The sequence below is a fragment of the Stieleria sp. JC731 genome (assembly GCF_020966635.1).
Classification (GTDB): domain Bacteria; phylum Planctomycetota; class Planctomycetia; order Pirellulales; family Pirellulaceae; genus Stieleria.
Genome location: NZ_JAJKFQ010000002.1, coordinates 822,261 through 846,923, shown reverse-complemented (window position 1 = coordinate 846,923; position 24,663 = coordinate 822,261). Strand labels below are relative to the sequence as shown.

Here is a 24,663-nt window from a genome sequence, read left to right as displayed (position 1 = left end):
GTCGTCGCGTTTGCTTTCCAATCAAGCCGACTTCTATCGTCGGCTCAACCGCACTCGGAATTGAGCAAAGTCTGCCAAGTCGACGTCTTCATCGTCGTCGGCATCGAACGCTGCTTCGTACTCGTTCTTGCGAAGGAAGTCGCCGATGACGGCCATGTCGATTCGGTCAACGTCTTTGTCGCCATCGTAGTCGCCGAACAGCCGAAAGAAACGGTCGTTGCTGCTTTCGCCAAATCGGTAGTCGCCACCGGAGTTTCCATCGCCGTCACCATCAAGAGTGATTCCGCCGCTGCTGATGCCGCTGGCCATCACATGCAGTTCGTATGCCCCATCCACCAGCGATCCGCTCAAGTCCGCGTGCTGACCCGCAAACCTCAGTGTGATTTCCGTGTGATCGAGCACGTCGGCGGCTGACACGACGATGCCGACTTTCGCCGCATCAAGACCGCTACTGCCTTGCCGGATCAATTCAAAGGCGGACGCGTCGGCCGCAACGATTCGGTCAAACACAACGGTCACACTGCGGAGCACCGACCGTTGATCAACGTTGGCGATTTCGCTGGCAAGACGTGTTTCGACAATGCGAGGCGGGTCGATCACCAAACCCGGAACGAAGCCTGGGGTCCCGATGTCTGCGGAGCTAAATGGGCTTCCCGAAGGATGGCGTGCTTCTGGGGTCGACTCATCGGTCAGGCCCCAATAACTGCCCACGTTATTGTCCAGCCTTGGGTTCATCAAATAGATACTGGATCCGTTGTCATCCACCGGCCAGTCGTTTTCGTCATCGTAGTTGACTTCGTCCTGAACCTCACCAAAGCTATCGATCAGCTGTAGTATTTCACTTGATTGCGAAGGCCCGTTGGCGAGTGATCCCCAATCAATGCCGATCACCGTGACTTCGCTATCGATCGCCCAACGATCACGGAACGTGTTCGAATCCACTTCGCTGTTATGAAGGATCGCGACGCTTCCTTCGGCAAGAGGTGACACGGTGGGGATGGTTGCCCAATTGGTGTCGTCTTCATCGTCCAGGGTCCAGCCGCTGATATCGATCACTCCGGGACCGAGATTGGCGATTTCCACCCATTCACCCAGGGGTTCACTGGATGCTGGGTTGTACATGATTTCCGTGATCGCAATGGAGGGCAAGTCATTGTCGATGACCGTCACATTCAGAGGGACGTCATCAAGCGAGTCATAGTCCGCATCCTCACTGTCAATCGCGTGGTTGATCACGCTGATCTGATTCCCGTTGGCGACCGTATCATCGATCGCTTGGATGCTGACCGTTTGTGGCACCAATGCGTTTTCAGTGGTGAATGTCAGGACCGCTTGGCTAGAACCGTTGACCAGTGTCTTTGCGTCGCTGGTGATGGTCACCGTTACTGAAGAACTGGGGACTGTATCGAGATGGACGTTGTAGTTTGCTGCGGATGACCCTTCGACAATTTGAATTGGCGAACCGCCGGTATCGAGATTGATACCTGGAAGATTGACATCGATCTCATAATCAACGACGACGGGAAGATGGTCGCTTGCAGCCGCCAGCGCTGCCAGAACGTTTGGTGTGGCGCCGCTTCCCGTCGTGATATCGGAATTGAACGTATGCGTTCCGTTGTTGCCAAACGCTCGATAAGAGCCTTCAATAAACTGAAGCCCTTCGTTGTCAAAGACGGCGCCGCTTGCCAGTTGGAAGTCGAACCGGTCATCCATCCCACCTGCACCATTGATTGCAGGGTTCTGGGTATGAATCGCGCGGAAGCTAACGTTGTTTTTCCATTCGCCCGGTGAATCGATTGGGTCGAACAGCTGGCCTGTGCCAGACCTTAGGAAGTTCTGGTAGGCACCTTCGCTGCTGCCGGAAATATTAAAATCGCCCATCACCAGGACGTCTTGATTGGCGCCGAGCGAATCAATGTCCAGTCGAATCGCGTTCGCTTCGGCCGTTCGTCGACTGATGTTGTCGCCGCTGGATCCGGCTTTCAAATGTGTGGTGTAGATATAGAAATCGCTCTGGCCACTGGTGCCAACGGGACGAAACTGTCCACGCATGATGTCGTGGGCAAAATCACGCATCCCACCGGTTTCGGCAACAACCGCTGTCGACACCAGCTCGAAGATCGCCGTGTCGTAGACGAAGCCCGTCGCATCGCCACCGGTGTCGAGCCCCGTGACCGCGTGGTCGTAGACGGTTTGCGGATAGAGCGTCTCCAGCAGGCTGTCGATCCGCGCGATTGAATTTCCACCCAACTGAGCGTTATCGGTTTCTTGCAGCGCGATGATCGATGGCGCGATCGCATTGCCCACGACGTTCTCGTTTCCGATCGCCTCGAAGACCGTCGAGAAGTAAGTGTCTTCGGTTGAATTATTAGGGGCGTTGGCGGTATTCCAGGAAACGATGCGGACGGCCGACAAACAGATTCGTTCTTCGAGCATTTCCGATCGTATCCGTCGGACCGATCGACTTTGGCGGCGCGAGCGTAGCAGACGCTTTGAATAACGAAGCAGCAAAGAATGGTAGCGCGCGGCCATGGAAGTGATTCAGGCGGTTCGGTGAACGGCGAATGACGCTCATAGAGTCGCTAAAGTCTTGCCGCAAAGATACCCCTACGACTGGGGTTGTCGGCACTGGCTATCGGATCAGCATCGCCTGATATTTTCTTTGCCAGATCGGTCTGAGTTTCGCGGCCGTCGCCCACCAATAGGCTTGGGAGGAGTTCAATCGATAGGCCGCGAGGGATCTGGTCAGCGTGCTAGACCGGTCGGCCGAGGATACGGTTCAGTGAATCCGATGTTTGGTAGATCAACGCTTCGGGATAGTGCGGATAGGGATGGAAGTACTCAAACGTCACGAAGCCTTCATATTGAACCTTTTCCAGTTCATCCATCAGCGCGGGCCAATTGGTCGTTCCGTCCAGCAATGGACGAAAAGTTTCCAATGAATAGTCGGTGCCCTTCTTGGTGAATTCTTTGAAGTGAATATTCTTTGTTCGGTTTCCCAGGATCGGTACCCAATGTTCGGCATGCTGGAACATCGAGATGTTACCGGTATCAAAGTGAATTTGAATGTGTTCGCTTCCGAAGCTGTCGACAAAATCATTCATCTCCATCGGGGTCATCAGGAAGCCGTTGAAAAAGATGTTTTCCATATTCAACGAGACGCCGCTCTTCTCGGCACTGGGAACTAACTTGCCGATCGCTTCTCGCGCTAGCTTTTCACAGACATCGTTGGGAACGGGATCGTGATCGTCGCGCCACGGGATGTGGACCGCACCTGGAACGACCAGCACATTCTCGACTGACATCGTTGCGGCCGCATCGGCAATCAATCCTGCCAGTTCGATTCCCCGATCTCGTTTCGCTTGGTCGAGGCTGGATAGTGGGTAAGGCCAAAACAGGAACGAGCATAGCCCACTGATTTCGATCCCGATTTTGTCAGCCATTCGTCGGATCGCTAGCAAGTCGGCTTTTGAGGCCTTGGGAGATAGATCATTCTCCAAGTCGTAGTTCAACTCGATTCCATCAAAGCCAGCATCCTTTGCCAGCTGCATACACTCCTGCAACGACATCCGCTCGGGATAAGGAAACGCCCATAGGTTGATGGACTTTTTGGCCGCATAACGTTTCGTTGCCGCCTTGCGATCATCAGCATTGGGTCTGTTGTTGTGATTGTCGGACGCCTCACTGGTGGAATCTTGTGCATGGGCGAGGCTGTTTGCCGTGACGCTGGCAGCTGCCGTTCCGGCGATTCCAGCCACAATGGCATCGCGACGACTGACCTTGCGATTCTGTCCCAATGGCAAACAGTAATTTTCTGGTTTCTTAGACACCGATGATTCCTCGCTGTGTTTCACTTGTCGCGATCCGTTATTTTAAACAGCAGTTGTCAAGAGACGATTGATCGTTGCAACGCTTTCGAGCGATGCTCAATCGATTCCACCGATCACTTATCAATTGACTGTTACCTCCTATCTGACTGGGGATTTTACCATGGCACTGGCGCCCTTGTTTCGAAAAACAGTTTGCGTACTAAGTCTTGCATTCGCGTCATCGGTGACGTGCTATGCCGCATCGGGTGGAATGACAACCGGGCCCATTGAATTGCAGGCAATCGGGCCAATGGCGTTTACCGAATCAGGCATCTTGCTTGTCGGTGATCCCAAGGCTGCAACCGTCTATGCGATCAATTTGGAAGACACCGAAGGCGATGCAACCACACCCAAGATTGATGACTTGGTTGCCGCCATCAAAACGGCTTTGTCAGTTAGTGGCGACGTCGAAGTTGGCGAGTTGGCCGTCAATCCGGCAACCGGCAACAGTTTCGTCTCTGTCAAAGCGGATGGGCGAATTCACCTTGTGCGGATCGACGGTGCGGATCAAATCAGCCAAGTCAACTTGGACAAAATCGGCCACGCGACCAAGGTGCTTCCCAACGCTCCGGAAGACCGTGAAGTGACGCAGGGCCGTCGAAGCCGAAACAACCGTAACTCTTCGATCACCGACCTCGCCTACTTTGAAGGTAAGGTCATGGTCTCAGGGCTTTCGGCTGGCGATTCGCCATCACGGGTTATCGAATTTCCGTTCCCATTTGCCGAGAACACAATCGCGACCAGCGTCGAAATCTTCCACGCCGCTCACGGCCGCGTCGAAAGCGGATCTCCCATTCAAACTTTCTTGCCAATGATGGTCGATGGCGAACCTAGCTTGCTTGCCGGCTATACCTGCACCCCATTGGTTCGCTTTACCGTCGACGATTTAGGCGGCGACCAAAAGGTACGCGGAACAACGATCGCAGAGCTGGGTAACCGTAATCAACCGCTCGATATGATCGTCTATGAAAAGGAAGGCAAAACATCGATCTTGTTGAGCAATAGCGCACGCGGTGTGATGAAAATCAGCGCCGACGGAATCGAAGATCAGGAGAGCCTTAGCGAACGAGTCTCTGGTGGAGGCACCGCAGGGCAACCATTTGAAACCGTCGAGGCTCTGCAAGGCGTCAAGCAAATGGACAAGCTCAATGCGTCCAAGGCTGTTGTGATCGCAGATGTCAAAGGCAAGTTGGCTTTGCAAACCATCGAACTGCCGTAGTGCCAATTCGGTAATACAACCGCCGCAGTGATTTCCGGAAATATCGGGCAATCACCGTACAAACGCCAACGCGAGTCCCAGCTGAGTCTTCAGTTGGGATTTTTTTTCGATCTAAACCAAACACGCATCCGTAGTATGGCAGCAGCAGCGTTCGTTGCGATGGAATGAAACGCATCGTCGCTGTGTGATTGGTCAGTTGAGGATCAAAAGCTGATCACATCAACGATATCGACAATTGACTCTTCGGCTGAATCAACGGCCTTAGTAATCGAAGCCGACACTTATCAAGTTCGCCGCTCGGCAGCGGAAGACATTTTTGACACCGCAACCAATCTTTGGTCAGCGTTCGCGTTGTGCAGCTTGCGGTGTTTTAGATTCCAAAGGCAACGAATAAGAACGAATCTTTTTTTGCATGGCGGGAACCATCGCTGATGAATGAACCCAATCAATCGCAGCCAAATTCGTTGCCGGATGATCCGATCCATACGGGCAGTGCAGACACCGGCAGTGCTGATGAGTCCCTGCTAGCTACAGACCGAAAACGAATGACGATGTTGGTCGCACTTGCGATCCTCGCCTGGACGGCGCTGGCGGATTGGTTGATTTACAGGTCGTATGGCTACTCCGGACCAGCGGCCTTTTTTACGGCCGCCCCATTTTTGATTCTGTTGTCACACTGGAGGAATTCAGATGCGAAGGGCGATGCCAACAGTGTGACGCTTGGAAACCGCAAGTTGATCCTCGCGATTCTGTTGCTGCTCATCTTGCTCGGAAGCCTTCGCCTTGCTTTTGTCGGCACTGGCTGGGTGATGATCAGCTTGCTGTTGCTAACGATGGCGTATTCGTTGGCGGCGTCCGGCTGTGTTCCCTGGGCTGCCGAAACATTCATGGTTTTCTTTTGGGCCCCAATTGATGGTTTGGTTTGGTTGTTCTACCACCGCCTTCCCAAGGTAGGCAAAGCAAAGGAAGCCGCGACGTCACCGGGAGCGACCCTGGCATGGTTGTTACCAGCACTGGCAACGGTGACGTTTGCGACGATCTTCGTGTTGGCAAACCCGGACCTGATGGGCAAGGTCACATCGATTTGGACAGCTGCCAGCGACTGGGCGTTTGGATGGTTTAATCGCATGGATGCTTGGGAACCTCCGTTCTGTGTGATCGCCTTGCTTGTCGGGGCAGGACTGTTCTTTCCCTACTTCGCAAAATGGCGAATTGGTGGGATCGATTCGGCACCGGTCGTCAAGCCATCAGCCAATTCGGTGCTGTATGTTGCGTTCCGGAACATGCTGACCTGCCTGATCGTGCTATTTGTTAGCTATTTGGTTTTTGAGTTTCAAACACTTTACAAACGGGACTTTCCAGACGGGTTTTACTATGCCGGTTATGCGCATGAGGGAGCCGCTTGGTTGACAGTGGCTTTGGCACTTTCGACAGGAATGTTGTCGTTCGTCTTTCGAGGCGAGATTCTTAATGATCCGAGAATCAACCGACTGATGAAACTGGCGTGGATTTGGTCAGGGCTGAATTTCTTGCTCGCCGCCAGTGTTTACAACCGACTGATGATCTACGTCGGCTACAACGGTTTGACGCAGATGAGAATCGTCGGATTTTTTGGCACCTCAATCGTGGTGGCCGGATTCGTTTTGGTCTTGTTGAAGATTGCCAAACGAAAGGGTTTTTGGTGGCTTCTTCGATCCCAGTCCACTGCTTTTGTTTTGGGACTGATCCTGTTGGCGATATTTCCGTCGGATTGGGTCGCTCATCGCTATAACAGTGCGCGAGTCCTTGATGGATATTTGCATCCTTCAGTGATGGTGGCGGTGAAGAGCAAAGATGAGTTCGGCTATCTGGCGATTCTTCCGCTTGTTGATGCGGAGGACCAAATCATTCGAGACGGTGTTCGCGCGATGTTGGCGGAACGACAGATTGAAATCGAGCGCAAAACCGCCTCGAAGCAATGGCATTGGACCATGTTCCAGTGGGGAACGGACTTGCTGTATCCGAGATTAATAGCCAACGAATCGAAGCTGCGAACCTATCTGGATGACGGCGACAAACGTCTGAAGGCGATCAATACGTTCATTTATTATTCAAAGCGGTGGTACTAGATCGCTGACGGTTTGTTTTTTGCAATCGGACAAGATCAGTGTGTCGGGAGCATGTGCGGTTTCCAGCTATCAGCCGCCATGCGCCAGCATGCGGTTCCCACAGTGGTGCAGATTGTAGGAACCGCAGGCTAACGCCAAGCGGCTGATGCTGAACCCGTTTTTGTTGGGAACAGTGCGTCGAGAGCATGTGCGGTTTCTAGCTATCAGCCGCCATGCGCCAGCATGCGGTTCCCGCGGTGGCGCAGATTGTAAGAACCGCAGGCTCGCGCCAAGCGGCTGATGCTGAACCCGTTTTGTGTGGAACAGTTTGTCGGGAGCATGTGCGGTTTCCAGCTATCAGCCGCCATGCGCCAGCATGCGGTTCCCACAGTGATGCAGAATGTAGGAACCGCAGGCTAACGCCAAGCGGCTGATGATGAACCCGTTTTGTGTGGAACAGTGCGTCGCAAGCATGTGCGGTTTCCAGCTATCAGCCGCCATGCGCCAGCATGCGGTTCCCACAGTGGTGCAGATTGTAGGAACCGCAGGCTAACGCCAAGCGGCTGATGATGAACCCGTTTTTGTTGGGAACAGTGTGTCGAGAGCATGTGCGGTTTCCAGCTATCAGCCGCCATGCGCCAGCATGCGGTTCCCGCGGTGGTTCGGAATGTGAGAACCGCAGGCTTGCGTCAGGCGGCTGATGATGAACCCGTTTTTGTTGGGAGTAGTGCGTCGGGAGCATGTGCGGTTTCCGGCTATCAGCCGCCATGCGCCAGCATGCGGTTCCCGCGGTGGTTCGGAATGTGAGAACCGCAGGCTTGCGCCAGGCGGCTGATGATGAACCCGTTTTTGTTGGGAGTAGTGCGTCGGGAGCATGTGCGGTTTCCGGCTATCAGCCGCCATGCGCCAGCATGCGGTTCCCACAGTGGTGCAGATTGTAGGAACCGCAGGCTAACGCCAAGCGGCTGATGATGAACCCGTTTTTGTTGGGAACAGTGCGTCGAGAGCATGTGCGGTTTCTAGCTATCAGCCGCCATGCGCCAGCATGCGGTTCCCGCAGTGGTTCGGAATGTGAGAACCGCAGGCTTGCGCCTGGCGGCTGATGATGAGAAACGGTGTCGGTTGTGGTTCACTTCGTCATTGCACCATGACGACGCAGCGACAATGGGTGTCACCGATGGCCCTTCGTCTGGGCGGAGTCGCACCCTGCCTTTCACGGAGGTTTTCGCGTTTGGAGTGCTAAAACTAGGGAACGCCCTCATCTTTTAGCTGCTGAAACATGACGGGCGTACCTAAGGGTGAAGCTAGGGTTGGACGTCTTTTATGTCTGTCCACCCCGAGTCACGACAAGCGTTTCGATGGAGCCATTGATCGAAAAATGGACCAATAGGTTACTCCCTGCACACTACGCGCAGGGAGATACGGAGCAGGTGCGCGTGGGACGGCTAGCGATTTTCTTGTCGCTACTGGTGTTCCTCGCCGGATGTGTTTATTCGGTGATCTATTTGGCACTTGGACTTCGTTTCGCTTCGATCGGCCCGGCCCAGGCAATCTTCACTGTTCCGATCGCGGTTTGGCTATTTCGACGTTCGCAATCAATTCGATTGGCTGGCAATCTTCTGGCTTGCATTTGTACGGTGGGTGTTGGTGTCGTTGTCGTCTGTACCGGTGGAGTCAGTTCATCGGCATTGCCATGGTTCTTTTTTGGCCCTCTCGTTTCGATGATGGTTGCAGGACGCCGATCGGGAATCGCGTGGTACGCCGTAGCGATCTCGGTGATCGGCAGCATGTTGGCTTTGGGTGAAACGGTGACATTACCGGCTTCAGAAATCCCGGAATCGTTTAGGCTCATTCATAGTTCCGTCGTGGCTGGTGGTCTGATCACGGTCGTGACATTGACGGCATGGTCGTTCGGATTGACGCAAGAGATCGCAGCGCGAAAGCTGACTTTAGCGAGCTCGAAAGCTGAACTTGCACGCCGCGATGCCGAAACGGCTCATGCGGAGGCCTTGTTGGTTTTGGACAACGTCACCGATGGGCTTGCCGTCGTCAGTTTGAACGGTGACTTTGTCGGAAAGCCATCGGCGCGGTTTCAAGAATGGTTCGGTTGTCCGCTGCGCAGCCTCAAGATTTGGGATTGCTTGCAGATCGTCCACAAAGACTTTGCAGAAAGCTTGGAACTGCACTGGGAGCAAATCTCCAGTGATTGGATGCCATTGGAATTGGCATTGGATCAACTTCCCAACGACTTGCAGGTTGATGGATGGTTCTTTCGGCTTACCTATCGTCCGGTCATGGTCGACGGCGAATTGCAGCATATCCTTGTGATCTGTACGGACACAACGGCGGAGCGTGAGGCTGAATACGCGAACGAAATTCAGAAGGAGCAGTTGGCAATCTTTACACGTTTCGTTCGTGATCCCAAAAGTCTGCGTGACTTTTTAAGTGAGGCTGATCGGTTGGTTTCGAACCTAGGGATTGAAACCGCCAAGATCGCGGAGCAGAAACGTTGGGTTCACACGCTAAAAGGAAACTGCGCGATCTTCGGATTAGAGATCTTTGCAAATTGGCTTCATCGCTTGGAAGATGAACTGGTCGACGAGGAAAATCAGCTTGGCCAAGAACAAAGAGATGCGATCGCGGCACAATGGATGGCAATACGTTCTCGGTTAGAAACCATCGTTGATATTGGAAAAGCCGATCATGTGATGATCGAAAAAGATGTCTTCGAATCCACGGTTCACTCGATCGAAACGGGCTGCGCCGGTCCTCAGCTTGCTGCAAAAATGCGGCGTTGGACATGGGATCGCGTTAATCATCGACTTGAGCTACTTGCCGAACGAGCGACGAACCTTGGCGAACGTCTCGGGAAATCCGGAATTCATGTTCAGATAGAAGTCGAGGATGTTCGACGGCCACCTTGTCCGGATTGGAACGCGTTCTGGGGGTCGGTGATCCATGTGGTACGCAACGCGATTGACCACGGAATTGAGCACCCACAAGATCGGATTCGCATCGGAAAACGTCCCGCTGGCAGCATCATGCTGCGTGCCTGGGAGGACCACGAACAGTTTGTGTTCGAAGTCAGTGATGATGGTGCTGGTATCGATTGGAATCGCGTCTCGCAAAAATGTCTCGCGCTGGGAATGCGATGCGATAGCGAAGAAGATCTTCAGGCTGCCGTCTTTGCCGATGGGCTTTCGACGAAAGACCAAGTTAGCGAAGTCTCTGGACGCGGGGTGGGGATGGCTGCCGTTCGCGAAGCCTGCGAAATCCTTGATGGGCAAATCGAAATCGAATCGACATTAGGGTCGGGAACGAAATTCCGTTTCACTTTCCCGATCTATTCAGCCAACACCGGTGCGTTGACCTTCCACATTTGACGCCAAGCTCAGACACATCTTCAAAGTGTCTGACGAAGTGTTCGCCATCGTGGACCGTCATGCGGTCCGATCAGATGGGCTGTGAAGCGCTTCAGTCACGATAGGAGCGGATCGGCTCATCGAAGGGATCATCATCAAATTGATCGACGTCCCCCAGCAGGTAGTCAGGCACATTTTCCAAAAAGTATGTCTGGCTATTTGCGTTTGCTCCTGCGAACGATCGGTTGTGGAACGGAATGAATGCGCCTTGATAGCGTGTTGTTCCCGTCATGATCAGTTCGTTCTTTGCTCGTGTCATCGCGACATATAACACGCGCCGTTCTTCTTCTTCCTTGTCATCATCGCCGATGCTTCGTGCATGGGGATAGGTTCCCGGTTGTACGCCGATCAAGTAGCAGACGGGGGCCTCCGTTCCTTTGGCACTATGAACGGTGATCAGGGTGACCACATCATGATTGTCGTCGTTGGAAGCTTCACTTTCCGAGATCGGATCCAGGGTATAGGTTTCCAAAAATTCACCGACGGTTGCATGCTTTTCTGCCAAGCGTTCGAGCAGCTTCAAGTCTTTCGATCGCCGGTCCCAGTCATCGTACTTCTTTTCCAGCAGCGGCGTCATTTTGTCGACGGCCGCCGTGATGGCTCGTTTGGGATTGTCGCGTGATTTCACACATGCCGCGTAGGCCTCCGCCAAACGTGGATTGGCTTTGGATCGGGCAGTCAGTTCAGCTTCGATTTTGTCGGGTCCGGAAAGCGTTTGCAGTTGCCCGATTAGCGATGCCGCTGTTTTTTCTCCGACCCGAGGCCAGAGCGTCAGGTATCGCATCCAGGCCAATTGGTCAGCCGGGTTGTCTGTCACACGCAGCAGGCTGAGCAAGTCTTTGACATGGGCGGATTGCAAAAGCTGAGTTCCACCGACGAAGCGGTAGGGGATGTCTTTCATCACCAACGAGGCTTCGATATGACGAGCACCAAAAGCGGTGCGAGTCAAAATCATATGTTGATTCCAAGCGTCGCCCCCTTCATGACGGTCAAGCAAGTCATCTGAAATCCAATCCGCCTCTTCAAGATCTTCGCTGAAGTCGATCATGCAAGGTTTGACACCGGCACCTCGCGACGCATGCAGCTTTTTGTTGTAGTTCAGCGGTGACTGATCGAGCAACCAATTCGATAGGTCGAGGATCTCTTGATAGCTGCGAAAGTTTTCTTCCAATCGCAAGACCGTCGCACCTTCGACACGTTCGGTAAACGAGTGGACGTTTTGAAAGTCCGCACCGCGAAACGCATAGATACTCTGCGCATCGTCTCCAACGCAAAACAGTTTTGCCGGATCGCGAATGCCATCAAGAATCAGCCATTGAAGTGGATTGGTGTCTTGCATTTCGTCGACCAAGATTTGATCGAAACGACGTTTCAGTTTTTCGCGGAGAACCGAATTTTTGTGTAGTCCTCGCGCGAAGAGATGCAGAATGTCGTCGTAGTCAAAGTATCGGCAATCACGTTTCCGTTTGCTGTAGTCTTGTAAGACGTTGGAGATCCGAGCGATCATGTCGTCGTCGTGATCGGTGAACTCCTTCAAGTACTCGGCGATGGTTCGGTTGGTGTTGCGGGCATATGAGTAGTAGTTCGCCAATTCCGCCGATTTGGGAAACTGAGCATTGCTGCCGATGACCGTCCCACGCGCCAATTTCATCAGTTGAAGCTGGTCATCACGGTCGATAATCGACAGCGCACCGCATCCGAATAGATCCGGCCACCGGCGAAGGTATTGCAAACAGAAATTGTGAAACGTGCCGGCAGAAACGAGCTTTGTGCCTTCGCCGCTGCGCTGCATCATTCGCAATCGCATTTCGCGGGCGGCTCGACGGGTAAACGTCAAAAGGAGGATCCGTCGTGGGTCGACTCCGCGAGCGATCAAATGGTCAACCCGAGCGACGATGGTGCTGGTTTTGCCTGTTCCGGCACCAGCCAGGACCAATGCGTGCCCCCCGGAGTACTCCGCTGCCATTCGCTGTTCGTCATTCAGCTGATAGGTTTCTGTCTCGTTCTGTCCCATTGGGGCGCCGATCGCTGGGGTCGTTCGAATCCGTTTAATCGATTTCAGCCATCAACGTCTTGAGGGGATTCCTCACGATCACTGCGGGCCGGAAGTCTAGTTTAACGATCGAGCAACCTCCGACTATCCTCAATGGAATTCAACTTCCGATTCACTCGGATCATTCAGAGTCACCAATCGATCGACGGCGGCCAGTCGCGAACCAATCGATGAACGTCCAGCCGAGCACCCCGCCCCTGACCGTTGGGGCACGTCTAAGAACACAGTTACGAATCGTCCCGGTGGCGATCGTCGTGGTTGGCTTTCTGGCTGCATTTCTGAATCCGATTCAACCGGTCAGCGATTCACGCGTCAGCCCCACCAATCCTGTGTTGTTGCTGAAGCTATTGGGCGCCGCTTCCGCTTGGGGAATCGGATTGTGGGGCGTCTTGCGAAGTGCAACGATGCGTCAGATGCTTGGCCGGATCCCGGCGATCACGCTGCTCTGTTTGGCCGGGGTGTTCATTCTGGCGGGAATCGTTTCGCCGAGCGACTCGCGAACCATCAGCGTTGCGGCGGCATTGATCTTGCTTGGTTACTTGCTGTTCATTTTGGCGACGCTTTCGACAATCGGATTTGAAAACTTTGCCCGAGTTTTGTTGCTCGGTCTTGCGGTCTACCTCTTTTTGGCCTGGGGCGTATTTCTGCTCTGGCCGTCCTTCGGTCAATTTCACGAATACGTGGATGCGACAACGACGGTTGCACGAATGGGTGGCGTTTCGCATCCCAACGCGATCGCCCATGAAGCTTCAACGGCCATCCTGATCGCACTGGCATTTTGGCGAGGGAACAACTGCGATGATGCCAACCGACGATCATTTTATTGGTTATGCACCATCGCGATCGTGCTAGCAGCGGTCACGTTGCTGGCAACGATTTCGAGAACCGCAATGTTGGCGACCGCGGCAGCCGCTGTCATGTTGTTCTTTGACAAACTCTATAGCCGGTTAGGAGCGGTCCTTGCCGTCGGCATTGCGATCGTCGGTTTAGGATTCGTCGGTGTCGTCGGCCTGACATCAACGGATGCGACACTGGAAAGTCTTGCCGGTCGAGTCACCAAGTCTGGTGACGTCGAAGAATTGACTTCGTTTACCGGGCGCACCGACATCTGGCAAGAAGCGATCGGTTGGATCAGCCAGCGTCCCCTTGTTGGCTACGGGATGGATAGTGCAGCATCGGTGATGAGCAGCGAAGCAGTCGGCACACACAACTTGCTGTTACACGTGATCTTCTCAGGAGGGATCGTTGCTGGCGCGTTGATGTTGGTGTTGCTGCTGGCAACGTTGGTGATCGCGTTTAGTTCACATCAACCGCTGCTACGTGGGATCGCGACCTACGTACTGGTTTCGGGCTTGGTTGAAGATACCCTTTTGCCGTCGTTTCCATGCGCCTTGACGCTGCTTTGGGCCGCGATATTGATGGCGACTCAAAGGGTTCAAAGCCCGCCTTCCCAAGCGGTGAATTCGGCACGTATCGGAAGGTGACTGCTGATCGCTTCGGCTTCGCTGAGGCTGAGATTGTATTGACGCAAGAAGTCGAATGGTCCGCCACGTCCGATGTATTCGTTCGTGCGATTTCGGTCGACAAGGATGTTGGATGTCTGATGCCGACCGAAGATGTCGGTGGGGCGACTCTGGACGGCCGCTGTGATTTCATCACCCATTGCCCTTTTGACCAAATAGGTATCGTCAGCTTGGAATAGTCCCGCCATGACGACATCATCTTCACCCCGGCCATCCAGACGTACGGAGGAGAAGATTCCAGGCAACAAGCCGACTTCGACTGGGGCTCGCGCCAAGTTGATACGCACATTCACCAGCGAGAATGTCCAGGCGACTTCGTCTGGCGGTTCGGCGGCACGAAACCATGCGACCATCGGGTCATAGGTCATTTGGTTTTGCGGATCGGCAACCATGTAGGTCTGGGAACGGTCAATCCGTACACGATTTTTGTTGAACAGGATTGCCAGTTGCTCGCTCTGATTCGGTGGACCGGATATTCCACCGAGTACAAAATCAAATTGGTTTCCGCCACCTTCGTTTAAAGCGTCTGATAGCCGTGGAACCAAGTCACGTTCGGCTGCCGTGATCTGTTGCAACGCGATGATGTCGTATTGCTGGATGATCCGAATGATTCCGGCGCGAGACTTGTCATCGGCAAACTTGGTGGGCCCAAATCCGCTTAGCGCCCACGAGGCAATGCGGATCGGTTTTACATTTCGCGGTGCGATGACGTCAGGGCGTGCTACAAATCCTGCAGGCTGAGCCGGGGTCGTAAACGGCGTGGACTGTTTGTCAGCAGTGTCGAGCGAATTGACAAAGAAGACATCATCCAAATCGGTTTCGGACGAATCGGCCGGTTTGTCTTCGGTCTTCGAGAGGATCTCTAGATGATCAAGACCAGAGATCTTGTAGTTCGAAGCGAAATAAATCGCGCCGCCAACGATCATGCAAGTCGTCAACAGGACCAGGAGGGGACTGGAGCGTCGAGAGTCTTCCATCTTATGAAATGGGTACGCGCACATACCGGACCACTACGGTTAGGGCCGGATGGAAAGTTTGGGAACAGTTTGGACCGGAGGGGCGGCAGCGACGAAAATCCGGCAGTTGACGCATCGGTCCGTAGTCGATGTGTCTGCGTAATACACATCACGGCAACTCTTCAATCGGCACGACAGCTATTGGTTCCGTGATGAAGTTTCCGTATTGAAAGCCGACATCACAGACTAACGGTGACGAATTCTGTGTCGTGACGGTCAGGATGACTTTTCCGGGCGGAGGCGTGCCGTCAACAACCCACCGGAAGTTTCGTCGCTATACTGAATTTCCTTTCACTGAGCTCTGCAGTCGTCTGGTTTGCCGATTCGCGAAGTTGCGCTGCAATGGTTTTATTGCAAGCACTTGGTGATCGATCTGCCATTCGCATGAGGCGTACGAAAGCGCTGGCGAGATTCCCTCCTGGATTCGACGCGTCTATTTCGCATCGACGTTTCGGATCGTTGCCCACATTAAACCGATGCCTACACAATCTACCGCTCGGCTTCGATACGGCTGGCTTCGCTACAGTTGCTTGCTGTTCTTGTTTGTCTCACTTAACGCGGTGTCATCAGCACAGGGAAAGGCGAAACGCCCGAACATTCTTTGGTTGCTCGCCGAAGACACTTCGCCTTGGATGGGATGCTACGGTGATCCCATCAACAAGGGACAGACACCACACATCGATTCGCTTGCCGAGCGTGGTGTGCGGTTTTCGCGAGCCTACGCCCCTGCACCGGTTTGTTCGCCCTGTCGATCAGCCTTGATGGCAGGGATGAATCAGATTCGATTCGGAGCACACGAACATCGTTCCAGTCGTGGTCCCGTAAAAATCGAGCTGCCTGACGGCGTCAAGCTTTTGCCTCAGTTGATCAAAGAAAGTGGATACTTCACGTTTAATCTTGGAAAGGATGACTACAACTTTGAATGGGATCAGGCGGCAACTTATTCGTGGCAAAACAAACGGCGTGGCGAAATAGACTGGCAGAAGATCAAATCCAATCAGCCTTTCTTTGGTCAGATCCAAACCGCGGGTGGAAAGAACAATACCACCAAGTTTCCGGCAAGCCGTAAAGTCGATCCGCAAGATGTAACCGTACCGGCCGACTATCCACAGAATGATCTGTATCGTGAAACGGTGGCTCAGCACTACGATGCGATCCGCAAAGATGACGACTACATCGGCGAAGTTCTCGACGGCCTAAAACGAAATGGTTTAGCTGAAAATACGATCGTCGTTTATGTCAGCGATCATGGTGCGAACAACTTGGTTCGACACAAGCAGATGGTGACCGAAGGTGGCTTGCATGTGCCGCTGGTCATCGCCGGTCCGTCTCCTCATGTGCCAGCACCGTCGGTGCGAGACGATTTGGTGAATTTGCTGGATCTTTCGGCAACGACATTGGCTTGGGCGAATGTGAAACAGCCGTCATGGTTTGAAGGGCAGGACCTGTTCGGTGAGATTCTTGTTCCTCGAGTTTATGTCGCGGCGGCCAAAGATCGGATGGACCATACGATCGATCGTGTCCGTTCGCTGCGTACGGATCGATTCCGATACACACGCAACTTCAAAACTGATCGGATCTTGCTGCAGCCACAATATCGTGACGGGCGGCCATTCCTGCAGAACCTTCATGACCTCTATCGATCTGGTGAGCTATCACCAACACTGACAAAAATCTATTTTGGCGAACGGCCCGAGGAAGAGTTTTACGACGTCGTCGTCGATCCGGCACAGGTAAATAACCTGGTGAAGGACCCGGAGTTCCGCGAGCAACTAAAACGCCACCGCCAGCTGCTGGCGGACTGGATCGCTCAAGGCGATGCGGGAATCGATGAAGAGCCACTCGGCGAACTTGCGTTTCAGGCCAGTGGCCAAAAATGGGGCGAGGGAGTCAATCCGGAGTACGAGTTGGTCCGCAAAGATAGTGACGGCGATGGGCTTTCCGACGAATGGGAACGCATCAACGGACGCGAGGGATCCGACGGAAAGTTGCTGTTCACATTCGATTGTGGAGGATGGCAAACCGAAGGCTGGGAAGCGAGCGATGTTTCGATGGGGAATATCGCAGGCCAGCTCGGCACGCTCGAATTTAATTTGCCCAACGGAAAGGGGGCGATCGTTCGGCGGGGCTTGGAACTTGATCGCCAAGCAAATCACGGTGACCTTGTCATTGAACTGCAGTGTCCGCAGGGAACGCAGTTGACCTTGATCACCCGCTCAGGCAAATCCCAAACGAAGCAGTCTACAACGGTGCAGAGTTCGGAAATGGCAGCGGTACAGTTCCCTGTCGATTGGAAAGCGACCGTTGATCAATTGGAGCTTGTATTTCAAAGCGAGAAAGACGCCGTGATCAAGATGGATTCGATCCAAGTTCGGCCAGCGGAGTAAATCAGCGGAGTAAGCCGGCCGCGTAGACCAGCGGAGTAGACAAGTCGGCCTTCTGTGTACGACGTCGCTGATCTGGCCCTATCGGATCAACGTGGCGATTCATATTCGGATTCTGAAATCCAAGTGAGATCGTCCCAGTAAGTGGTATCGTTGCTTTGTTTGACGCCGGGCATTGTCCCTCCATTGACAACGATATTGGTTGCCTTTTCACGAAGTTCGTCAACTCGCCTGGGGTGTGTCCTGGCAAGGTTTTTTGTTTCGCTGGGGTCGGCGGCCAAATTATAAAGTTCGCCTGACTGATTGCCGTGTGGAAGGACCAGCTTCCAGTCCCCTTCGGTGATCGCGAATCTGCCTTTGGCACCATGGTTGATCAACGGCAATCGGTGATGTGAGGCGTTCGCATCGATCAGGGTGGTTGCGAAGCTATGGCTATCCGGTCCGACCCCTTCGCTGTCAGGTTTGACAAGTTCGGCGACGGTCGCGAACAAATCAATTTGCCCCACCAGCGAATCAACCGTACGGCCTGGCGAGTCGATGCCCTGCGGCCAACGGATGATCATTGGGACCCGGTGACCGCCTTCATAAACCGATCGTTTTCCTTCACGAAAGTGTAGATTGCTGCGATGGCCGAATTCTTTTATTCGCGCTCTCCATGAGTTTTCAGGCCCGTTGTCACTGGTCACACAGACCAACGTGTTTTGGTCGAGTCCAGACTCAGACAGGAACGATAGGACACGTCCAATATGGAAGTCGGTTTCGATCATGAACTCGCCATACCCACCGCAGTCGCCGTGTTGATAAAAATCGGGTAGCGGACAAACCGGGTAATGCGGTGACGTCAGTGGCAGGTACAGGAAGAACGGCTGGTCGGGATGATCGGCATGATGTGATCGCATCCAGTTGATCGATTTGTCGGTGAACTTTGTTAGGCATTGGTTGTCGATGAAATCGGCAGCCACTTCCATTCCCGGTTTGCCCAGGATTTGTTCGGTCTGTTGTGGTGTGGCTTGATAGGGCGGCATGATTCGATAGTCGACATGTCGCTGGTTCGGTTTCTTGGCAGTGAATAGCGTCGGAGGGCTCGCCGCGAAACGGCCTTCAAACCATGCCAAGACGCCGTAATTCAATGAGGCCGGAACGCCAAAGAAATAGTCGAATCCTTTGTCCAGCGGCATATTCACAACAGGCTTCGTCCAGTCACGAGATTGATGGTCTTGGCCTGGGAAATCCATCCCCAAATGCCATTTCCCGACCATGGCTGTTGCGTATCCTTGGTCTCGCAAGAAGCTGGCGATGGTTGGTTGCTTTTCTGCGATCAAGCATTCACCTTCGGCTCCCATCACTCCTCGTTTTAAAGATGTTCGCCAACAGTAGCGTCCCGTTAGCAGTCCATAACGCGAGGGCGTACAGACGGAGTCAGCCGAGTGGGCGTTGGTAAAAAGGATGCCTTGCTCCGCCAAGCGATCCAAGTTGGGCGTTTCGAATTTCGCATTCGAGTTAAGCGCACTGCAATCTCCGAAGCCCTGATCGTCGGTATAAACAATGACAACGTTGGGACGCTCAGCACCGCTAGCACGGCAGCATATCGACAACAGCGAAATGCCAATCGCCAAGATATAAGTCAACCGAGCAACAATCATGGAGGGACTCATCGGAGAAAAAGTTGTAGGTTGAGACGTTGACCAACGCATCCGTTGTTGTGGGATTGATGCTATTGGCGTCAGCTTGAATCCGGTTTCAATGAGAGCAACATTGTAGCTGATAATCATTCGGTCCCTGATCGAAAAACTGACAGTCAACTGTCACCATTTGCACATCGTCGCTATTGAACTGACAATAGGATCGATCGGTATGTTGGAAGAATTCAAGCATGCCGATTCGGTGGCGGCTTTGAATCGCGATCAGGTGTAAGCGGATCGTGGAATTCCTTGTAGGAGAATCTTCGTGGCGACGATAGCAGTGTTGGGGACGTTGGACAGCAAAGGAATCGAACATGAATTCGTTGCCAAATTGATTCGTCAGCGCGGGCACATTCCACTGCTAATCGATGTCGGTACGTTCGCTCCGCCGCAAGTCGCTGTGGATATCACTCGTGATCAGGTTGCCGATGCAGCGGGGATGGATCTGCAAATTGTGCGAGCGAGGAAAGATCGTGGCGAATGCGTGTCGGTGATGTCGATCGCAGCGTCAAAGCTGATGCTGCAGCTGTACGAGGAAGGACGGATCGATGGTGTCATTTCGCTCGGTGGCAGCGGCGGGACTGCAATCGGTACCGCAGCGATGAGAGCCCTGCCGATCGGTTTCCCAAAGCTGATGGTTTCGACGATGGCGAGTGGCAACATCGCTCACTACGTCGGTACAAAAGACATCACGATGATGCCAAGCGTGGTTGACATCAACGGCTTGAATCGAGTCTCACGACTGATTTTTACCCGCGCGGCCGGTGCGATTTGCGGCATGGTGGAAGCCGAACAACCGGTCGATGACGACGATCGGCCACTGATCGTGGCGAGCATGTTCGGAAACACCACCGAATGTGTGAACGCGGCGAAATCGATTCTCGAAGACGCCGGCTACGAAGTGCTCGTCTTTCATGCCACAGGATCGGGCGGCCAGGCGATGGAGTCACTGATCGAAAGTGGAATGGTAGCCGGCGTTTTAGATATCACGACGACCGAATGGGCGGACGAGCTGGTCGGTGGGGTACTGGCTGCCGGGCCTAATCGACTCGACGCGGCCGCCAAGGCAGCGGTTCCCGCGATTGTGGTTCCAGGGTGTCTGGACATGGTTAACTTCGGCGAACGCGATTCGATCCCTGAAAGGTTTCATGGCCGAAAATTTTATGTGCACAACCCGCAGATCACTTTGATGCGGACGACACCTGACGAATGCACTGAATTGGGAAGGATCATTGCTGAGAAGATCAATCGGTACCCCGCTCCCGTGTCAGTCTTGCTTCCGACAAAAGCAATCAGTGTGATCAGTGCGTCGGGCGAACCGTTTCATGATCCGGATGCTGACAAAGCCCTTTTCGAAAGTCTGACGGGGAGGCTCCGCAGCGAGATTGAAGTGATCCGGGAGGACTGCACGATCAACGACGAAGCTTTCGCTCGTCAATGTGCGGAGACTTTATTAGCGAATATTCGCGCCCACACCGATTCGGTCTAACCGACAGACGCCGTTGTGCTGCGATTCGGTCCGGTAGGCCGTTGATGATGGGCTTTTCCCGTCTTTGATGGCTTTTCGGAACGCGGATCGGGGATTATTCTTCGCCGGATGAACTCGCCACGACAAATTTTCCTGACGCTAGCCAAGATCGCGATCCCGCTCGGGATAATCGTGTTCTTGATTTATCGAGTGGAACCGGAACAGTGGGAATCGCTGTCCGAGCACCCGAAGAACTACCCGTTGTTGGTGTCGGCATTGCTGGTGGCCGTCGGTGCGATCAGCTTGTCGTTCATTCGTTGGTGCCTACTGGTCCGTTGCCAAGGTATCGAGCTGACCATGCTGGAAGCTCACCGCCTGGGCGCGATTTGTTTTCTGCTGAACTTCGTTTCCGCGGGCAGTGTCGGCGGAGACTTGTTCAAGGCGATCTTTCTTGCCAAGCGGCGGCCTGGAAAACGAGTTCAGGCGGTCGCATCAGTGATGGTCGATCGCGGCGTTGGCTTGTATGGGTTATTGCTACTCGCATCGGCCGCGTTCGTTTTGCAAGGCGGAAATCTGGTTTCCGGAGTCGACTCCGAGGACATGCAGAGACTTCGTTACGGAAGCGGTTTGTTGGTCGCGATCGGAACGGCGGTTTTATGCCTGCTTGTCTTTGGTGGAGCTTTCGTCGATCGGTTGGTCCGCGCCGGAGAAAAACTTCCTGTTGTCGGCGAGGTGGTCCATCGGATCGGGCCTCCCCTTCGCATGTTCCATCATCACCCGATCGCATTCGGCGTTTCGATCTTGATGAGCCTGGGGGTGCATTCGCTGCTGACGGTGAGCATCTATTTGATCGCGCGAAGCTTGTACCCATCTGTTCCCACCTTTGCCGAGCACTTCATCATCGTTCCCATCGGCATGCTGGCGTCTGCGTTGCCAATCACTCCGGCAGGGATTGGGGTTTTAGAAGCGGCAATCGAATGGCTTTACCATCTGATCCCTGCTGAACCGACCTTGGCATCAGGCACCTTGATTGCGTTGACCTTCGAAATGGTCAAGGTCATCATCGCGATCGCAGGGACCGTGTTCTATTGGACTGCTGGCGAAGAGGTTCGCGATAGCTTGGAAGAGGCCGAGCATGACGGCGAAGGTAATCACGAAGTTGCAACTTGAGTTGGTTGCACCGTGTCAGGGTTTGGGGAAGGCGTGGTGGATTCCCCAAGCCATTTTTCTGATCCTATTCGTACTCGTTTCCGGTCGTACTCGTACTCAATGAAATGGTACTCGTACTCGATTCCCGTGGTCCGACTCTAACCAGCAGCACTCGCACATCGCCTTAAACGCATATAGAAACGTTGGTCGGATATCCATTTCGTGCTGACTGTGGTTGGCTTTAACGGTTTGCGTTGAAGCCAAAGTGAGGGGCGTCAACTATGCGGCTCGCTGAAGACGCTGTTCATGCAGTTGCTCGATTCGGCGGTATAACGATTCTCGTTCGCTGGCAAATTGGGAGATATGACGCGCCAGTTCGCGGCTGAGGCGTTTTGCTTCCGCGATCGGCTGATCGAACCCTGCGAATGTTTCCAACCGTTGTTGCAACTGCTCGCATTCAATGTTGCTCTCACGAAGTCGGTTGGACAACGTGCTGTTTTCATCAACGTAACGCTGCAATTGTTCTTCGACCGATTCCCGTCGTCGCTGTTCGACTAGGTTCGCGTGGTGATATCGCTCACGTGTCGCTACGAGTTCCTGTTCCAAGCGAAGCTTTTCGGCATGATGCAACTGGATTGCGGCATCGTCCTGTGTTGGTTGGTCGACCTGATTTATTTGGGCCTCAGTTACCGCATCTCGCCGTTCGGTTTGCAACGACTCGATGGTCAACTGCAGTTTCGCAATTCGATCGGCGTACTCGGCCAATTGAGTCGCTTGATCGTTGAGCGATTGACGCAATTGTTGGGACTCAATTTCTTGCGTCCCTCCGGATTCTCGCAGCTTCTTTAGAGCGAGCCCTGTTTGTACTAGCTGTTCGGTGTTTTCAGCGAGCTCTTCTTCAAGGTCATCACGGCTACGCAGGGAAGATTCGAGTTGCTGTTGCAACTGGTTGTTTTCATCCGAAAGCGACTCGATCGCCGTTTGCCGGGTTTTCAAATCAGATTCGAGTGTCGCGATTTTTTCGGAAAGGTCGCCGACCTCTTCGGCCCGCGACTGCCCATCTTGTTCGAATTTCGCGATCAAGCTTTCCAGCCGGTCGATCTCGATGGTGTATTCACGCACCACTTCGTGTTGCTGCAGCGTCGCGTTGGCTTCGGCAGCACGGACGCTGGTCTGAATTTCGCGGATTTGTTGATCGCGTTCATCGACAACTGCCATCGCGTGGTCGACTTGTTCGTTGGCTTCGGCGAGTCGCTGGCGGAGATCAATCAGTTCGATTTCCTGCTCACGAACTTGCGATCGTAGTTGGTCGCCTTGGCCGACGGAGGCGGCGTTGTCGCGGCGAAGTTGTTCCGATTGGCGCTGCGCGTCATCGGCAGTTCGCTTGATCGCGCTGATCTCCTGTTCTTTGGCAAACAACAAGGCGTCGAACTCGTCTTCAAGTTCACGGTGCTGGGCGATCGTTTCGGCCAACGCTTGTTTTTCTCGGGTTACCGATTCGAGCTTTAGATTCGTTGTCGCCAGCTGGTCACTGACTGATTGTGTCGCCTGGACGAGCTGCTGTTGATCCCGTTGAGAGGCAACAAGTTGGTCCTCCAACTCGATGACCAATTCTTCGATTTCGAATCGCAATCGGTCATTGCAGTGGTCCAAATCGGAATTGATCAGTTCGACTTCTTCGTGATCGTTCTGCAAGACCTCAACGGTGTCGTTGAGTTTCAGAATTTTTGTGTCGCGTTGACGCAGCAATCGCATCGCTTCATCGTGCAATTGGTCATATGCGTTTTCGGATGCGACTAAGTCTCGCGATTGTTTGCGGCATTGCGTTTGTAGCCACTCTGCAAGTTCGCTCGCGCTATCGTGAGCACGAATCCATTCCGCATTCCGGTGCTGAAACTGCTCCAGCTGCTGAGTCAGCGATTCGATCTGGCACCCGGCGTCCTGCAGCAGTGTTTCCTGTTGACGGATCTGATGATCGCGTTCGGCTAAGATCGCCTGGTGACGTTGGTTCTGGTGTTCGATTCGATCAGCCAGCTGCTGTTGTTCTGTCGCAGCGGCTGACGCGGCGTTGGACAGCTCATGTTTGAGCGAGTGGACTTCGGTTTGCAATGATCGAATTCGCGATTGGTCGCTCTCGCGATGTTGGTCGAGTTGCTGCTGATGCGAGCGATTCAGGTCAGCATTCTTTGCTTGCAAATCACGGATCTGGTTTTGCAGAGAAGCTTTTTCAGTATCGGTTTGCGAATGAAGTTGATGCTGAAGCTGTGCGACTCGTCGGTCCATGTCGCCATGAACGGCCCCAAGGACGCCACGCAATCGCATGATTTCCGCATTCGCTTGGGCCAGTTGGTGATAGATCGCAGCCGCGTTCGGATCGCGGGTGATTGGAGCCGGAGCAACGAACGATGCTTGTGCGTGCGGCTGAAATTGCTGTGGCGGCTGCCAAGACGGATGGGGCTGTGGTGCGTGGCCCTGAAACGCCGCGTAGGCATCGGGTTTCGAAGGCGGAATCGCATCATGTTGCGTGCGCCAGCGATTGTCCATCGAATAATCCCTTCCATGGGAGTGTGTCGTTGTTTCGTTCGTCCTAGCGTTCGGTTCGCATCGATCTCAGCGTCTTCGCAGGGGATCTGGGCCCTGGCGACGATCTGGCAACTTTCGCGGCGCGAATAGCGGCATTCGACATGGAACTTGACGCGTGAAACATAGGCGATTGGCCCCGATCGTTAAAAGACCAGTTTCACGACCAGCGTCAGGCTGTCCCAGTCAGACTTTCAAAGTCAGGCAGCTG

13 protein-coding genes are annotated in these 24,663 nt (G+C 53.7%); 7 read left to right on the top strand and 6 right to left on the bottom strand.

The window, feature by feature from the left end:
• Positions 1 to 33 precede the first annotated feature (33 nt).
• Both LOC67_RS08840 and LOC67_RS08835 read right to left on the bottom strand, forming a co-directional pair.
• Positions 34 to 2,436 (bottom strand): lamin tail domain-containing protein, encoded by a 2,403-nt coding sequence (locus LOC67_RS08840; protein WP_230262228.1) that lies wholly within the window; start codon positions 2,434 to 2,436, stop codon positions 34 to 36.
• A 317-nt stretch (positions 2,437 to 2,753) separates the two neighbouring features.
• Complete coding sequence (locus LOC67_RS08835; RefSeq protein WP_230262227.1) at positions 2,754 to 3,830, bottom strand: sugar phosphate isomerase/epimerase family protein; 1,077 nt, start codon at positions 3,828 to 3,830, stop codon at positions 2,754 to 2,756.
• Between the two features lie 160 nt (positions 3,831 to 3,990).
• On the opposite strand from LOC67_RS08835, the gene LOC67_RS08830 reads away from it, so the two are divergent.
• From LOC67_RS08830 to LOC67_RS08820, 3 genes are all read left to right on the top strand, one after another.
• Positions 3,991 to 5,088 carry a hypothetical protein gene (locus LOC67_RS08830; protein WP_230262226.1) on the top strand — a complete coding sequence of 366 codons (1,098 nt, stop codon included), beginning with the start codon at positions 3,991 to 3,993 and terminating at the stop codon, positions 5,086 to 5,088.
• A 431-nt stretch (positions 5,089 to 5,519) separates the two neighbouring features.
• On the top strand, positions 5,520 to 7,196 hold the full coding sequence (locus tag LOC67_RS08825; RefSeq protein WP_230262225.1) for a DUF4153 domain-containing protein: 1,677 nt from the start codon (positions 5,520 to 5,522) through the stop codon (positions 7,194 to 7,196).
• Between the two features lie 1,337 nt (positions 7,197 to 8,533).
• Positions 8,534 to 10,558: an ATP-binding protein gene (locus LOC67_RS08820; RefSeq protein WP_230262224.1), complete on the top strand. Its 2,025-nt coding sequence runs from the start codon at positions 8,534 to 8,536 to the stop codon at positions 10,556 to 10,558.
• Positions 10,559 to 10,649: 91 nt separating this feature from the next.
• Here LOC67_RS08820 and LOC67_RS08815 read toward each other — a convergent pair whose 3' ends face one another.
• A complete protein-coding gene (locus LOC67_RS08815) occupies positions 10,650 to 12,611 on the bottom strand; it encodes an ATP-dependent helicase (protein ID WP_230262223.1) in 1,962 nt (653 codons plus the stop codon).
• 209 nt (positions 12,612 to 12,820) lie between these two features.
• Between LOC67_RS08815 and LOC67_RS08810 the strand changes: the two genes are divergently transcribed.
• Positions 12,821 to 14,134: an O-antigen ligase family protein gene (locus LOC67_RS08810; RefSeq protein WP_230262222.1), complete on the top strand. Its 1,314-nt coding sequence runs from the start codon at positions 12,821 to 12,823 to the stop codon at positions 14,132 to 14,134.
• Here LOC67_RS08810 and LOC67_RS08805 read toward each other — a convergent pair.
• Positions 14,086 to 15,150 carry a deoxyribonuclease I gene (locus LOC67_RS08805; RefSeq protein ID WP_230262221.1) on the bottom strand — a complete coding sequence of 355 codons (1,065 nt, stop codon included), beginning with the start codon at positions 15,148 to 15,150 and terminating at the stop codon, positions 14,086 to 14,088. The two genes, LOC67_RS08810 and LOC67_RS08805, sit on opposite strands and share 49 nt — an antisense overlap.
• Before the next feature lie 515 nt (positions 15,151 to 15,665).
• On the opposite strand from LOC67_RS08805, the gene LOC67_RS08800 reads away from it, so the two are divergent.
• The gene (locus LOC67_RS08800; protein WP_230262220.1) at positions 15,666 to 17,576 is read left to right on the top strand and encodes a sulfatase; all 1,911 of its coding nucleotides are present in this window, start codon (positions 15,666 to 15,668) and stop codon (positions 17,574 to 17,576) included.
• 86 nt (positions 17,577 to 17,662) lie between these two features.
• Here the strand turns inward: LOC67_RS08800 and LOC67_RS08795 are convergent, their stop codons facing one another.
• The gene (locus LOC67_RS08795) at positions 17,663 to 19,216 is read right to left on the bottom strand and encodes a sulfatase family protein (RefSeq protein ID WP_230262219.1); all 1,554 of its coding nucleotides are present in this window, start codon (positions 19,214 to 19,216) and stop codon (positions 17,663 to 17,665) included.
• A gap of 304 nt (positions 19,217 to 19,520) precedes the next feature.
• Here LOC67_RS08795 and LOC67_RS08790 point away from each other — a divergent pair, with 304 nt between their 5' ends.
• Positions 19,521 to 20,744 (top strand): Tm-1-like ATP-binding domain-containing protein, encoded by a 1,224-nt coding sequence (locus tag LOC67_RS08790; RefSeq protein WP_230262218.1) that lies wholly within the window; start codon positions 19,521 to 19,523, stop codon positions 20,742 to 20,744.
• A gap of 108 nt (positions 20,745 to 20,852) precedes the next feature.
• Positions 20,853 to 21,893 (top strand): lysylphosphatidylglycerol synthase transmembrane domain-containing protein, encoded by a 1,041-nt coding sequence (locus tag LOC67_RS08785; protein WP_230262217.1) that lies wholly within the window; start codon positions 20,853 to 20,855, stop codon positions 21,891 to 21,893.
• Positions 21,894 to 22,151: 258 nt separating this feature from the next.
• On the opposite strand, the gene LOC67_RS08780 is transcribed toward LOC67_RS08785, so the two are convergent.
• Complete coding sequence (locus LOC67_RS08780; protein WP_230262216.1) at positions 22,152 to 24,416, bottom strand: hypothetical protein; 2,265 nt, start codon at positions 24,414 to 24,416, stop codon at positions 22,152 to 22,154.
• Between the last annotated feature and the right edge of the window lie 247 nt (positions 24,417 to 24,663).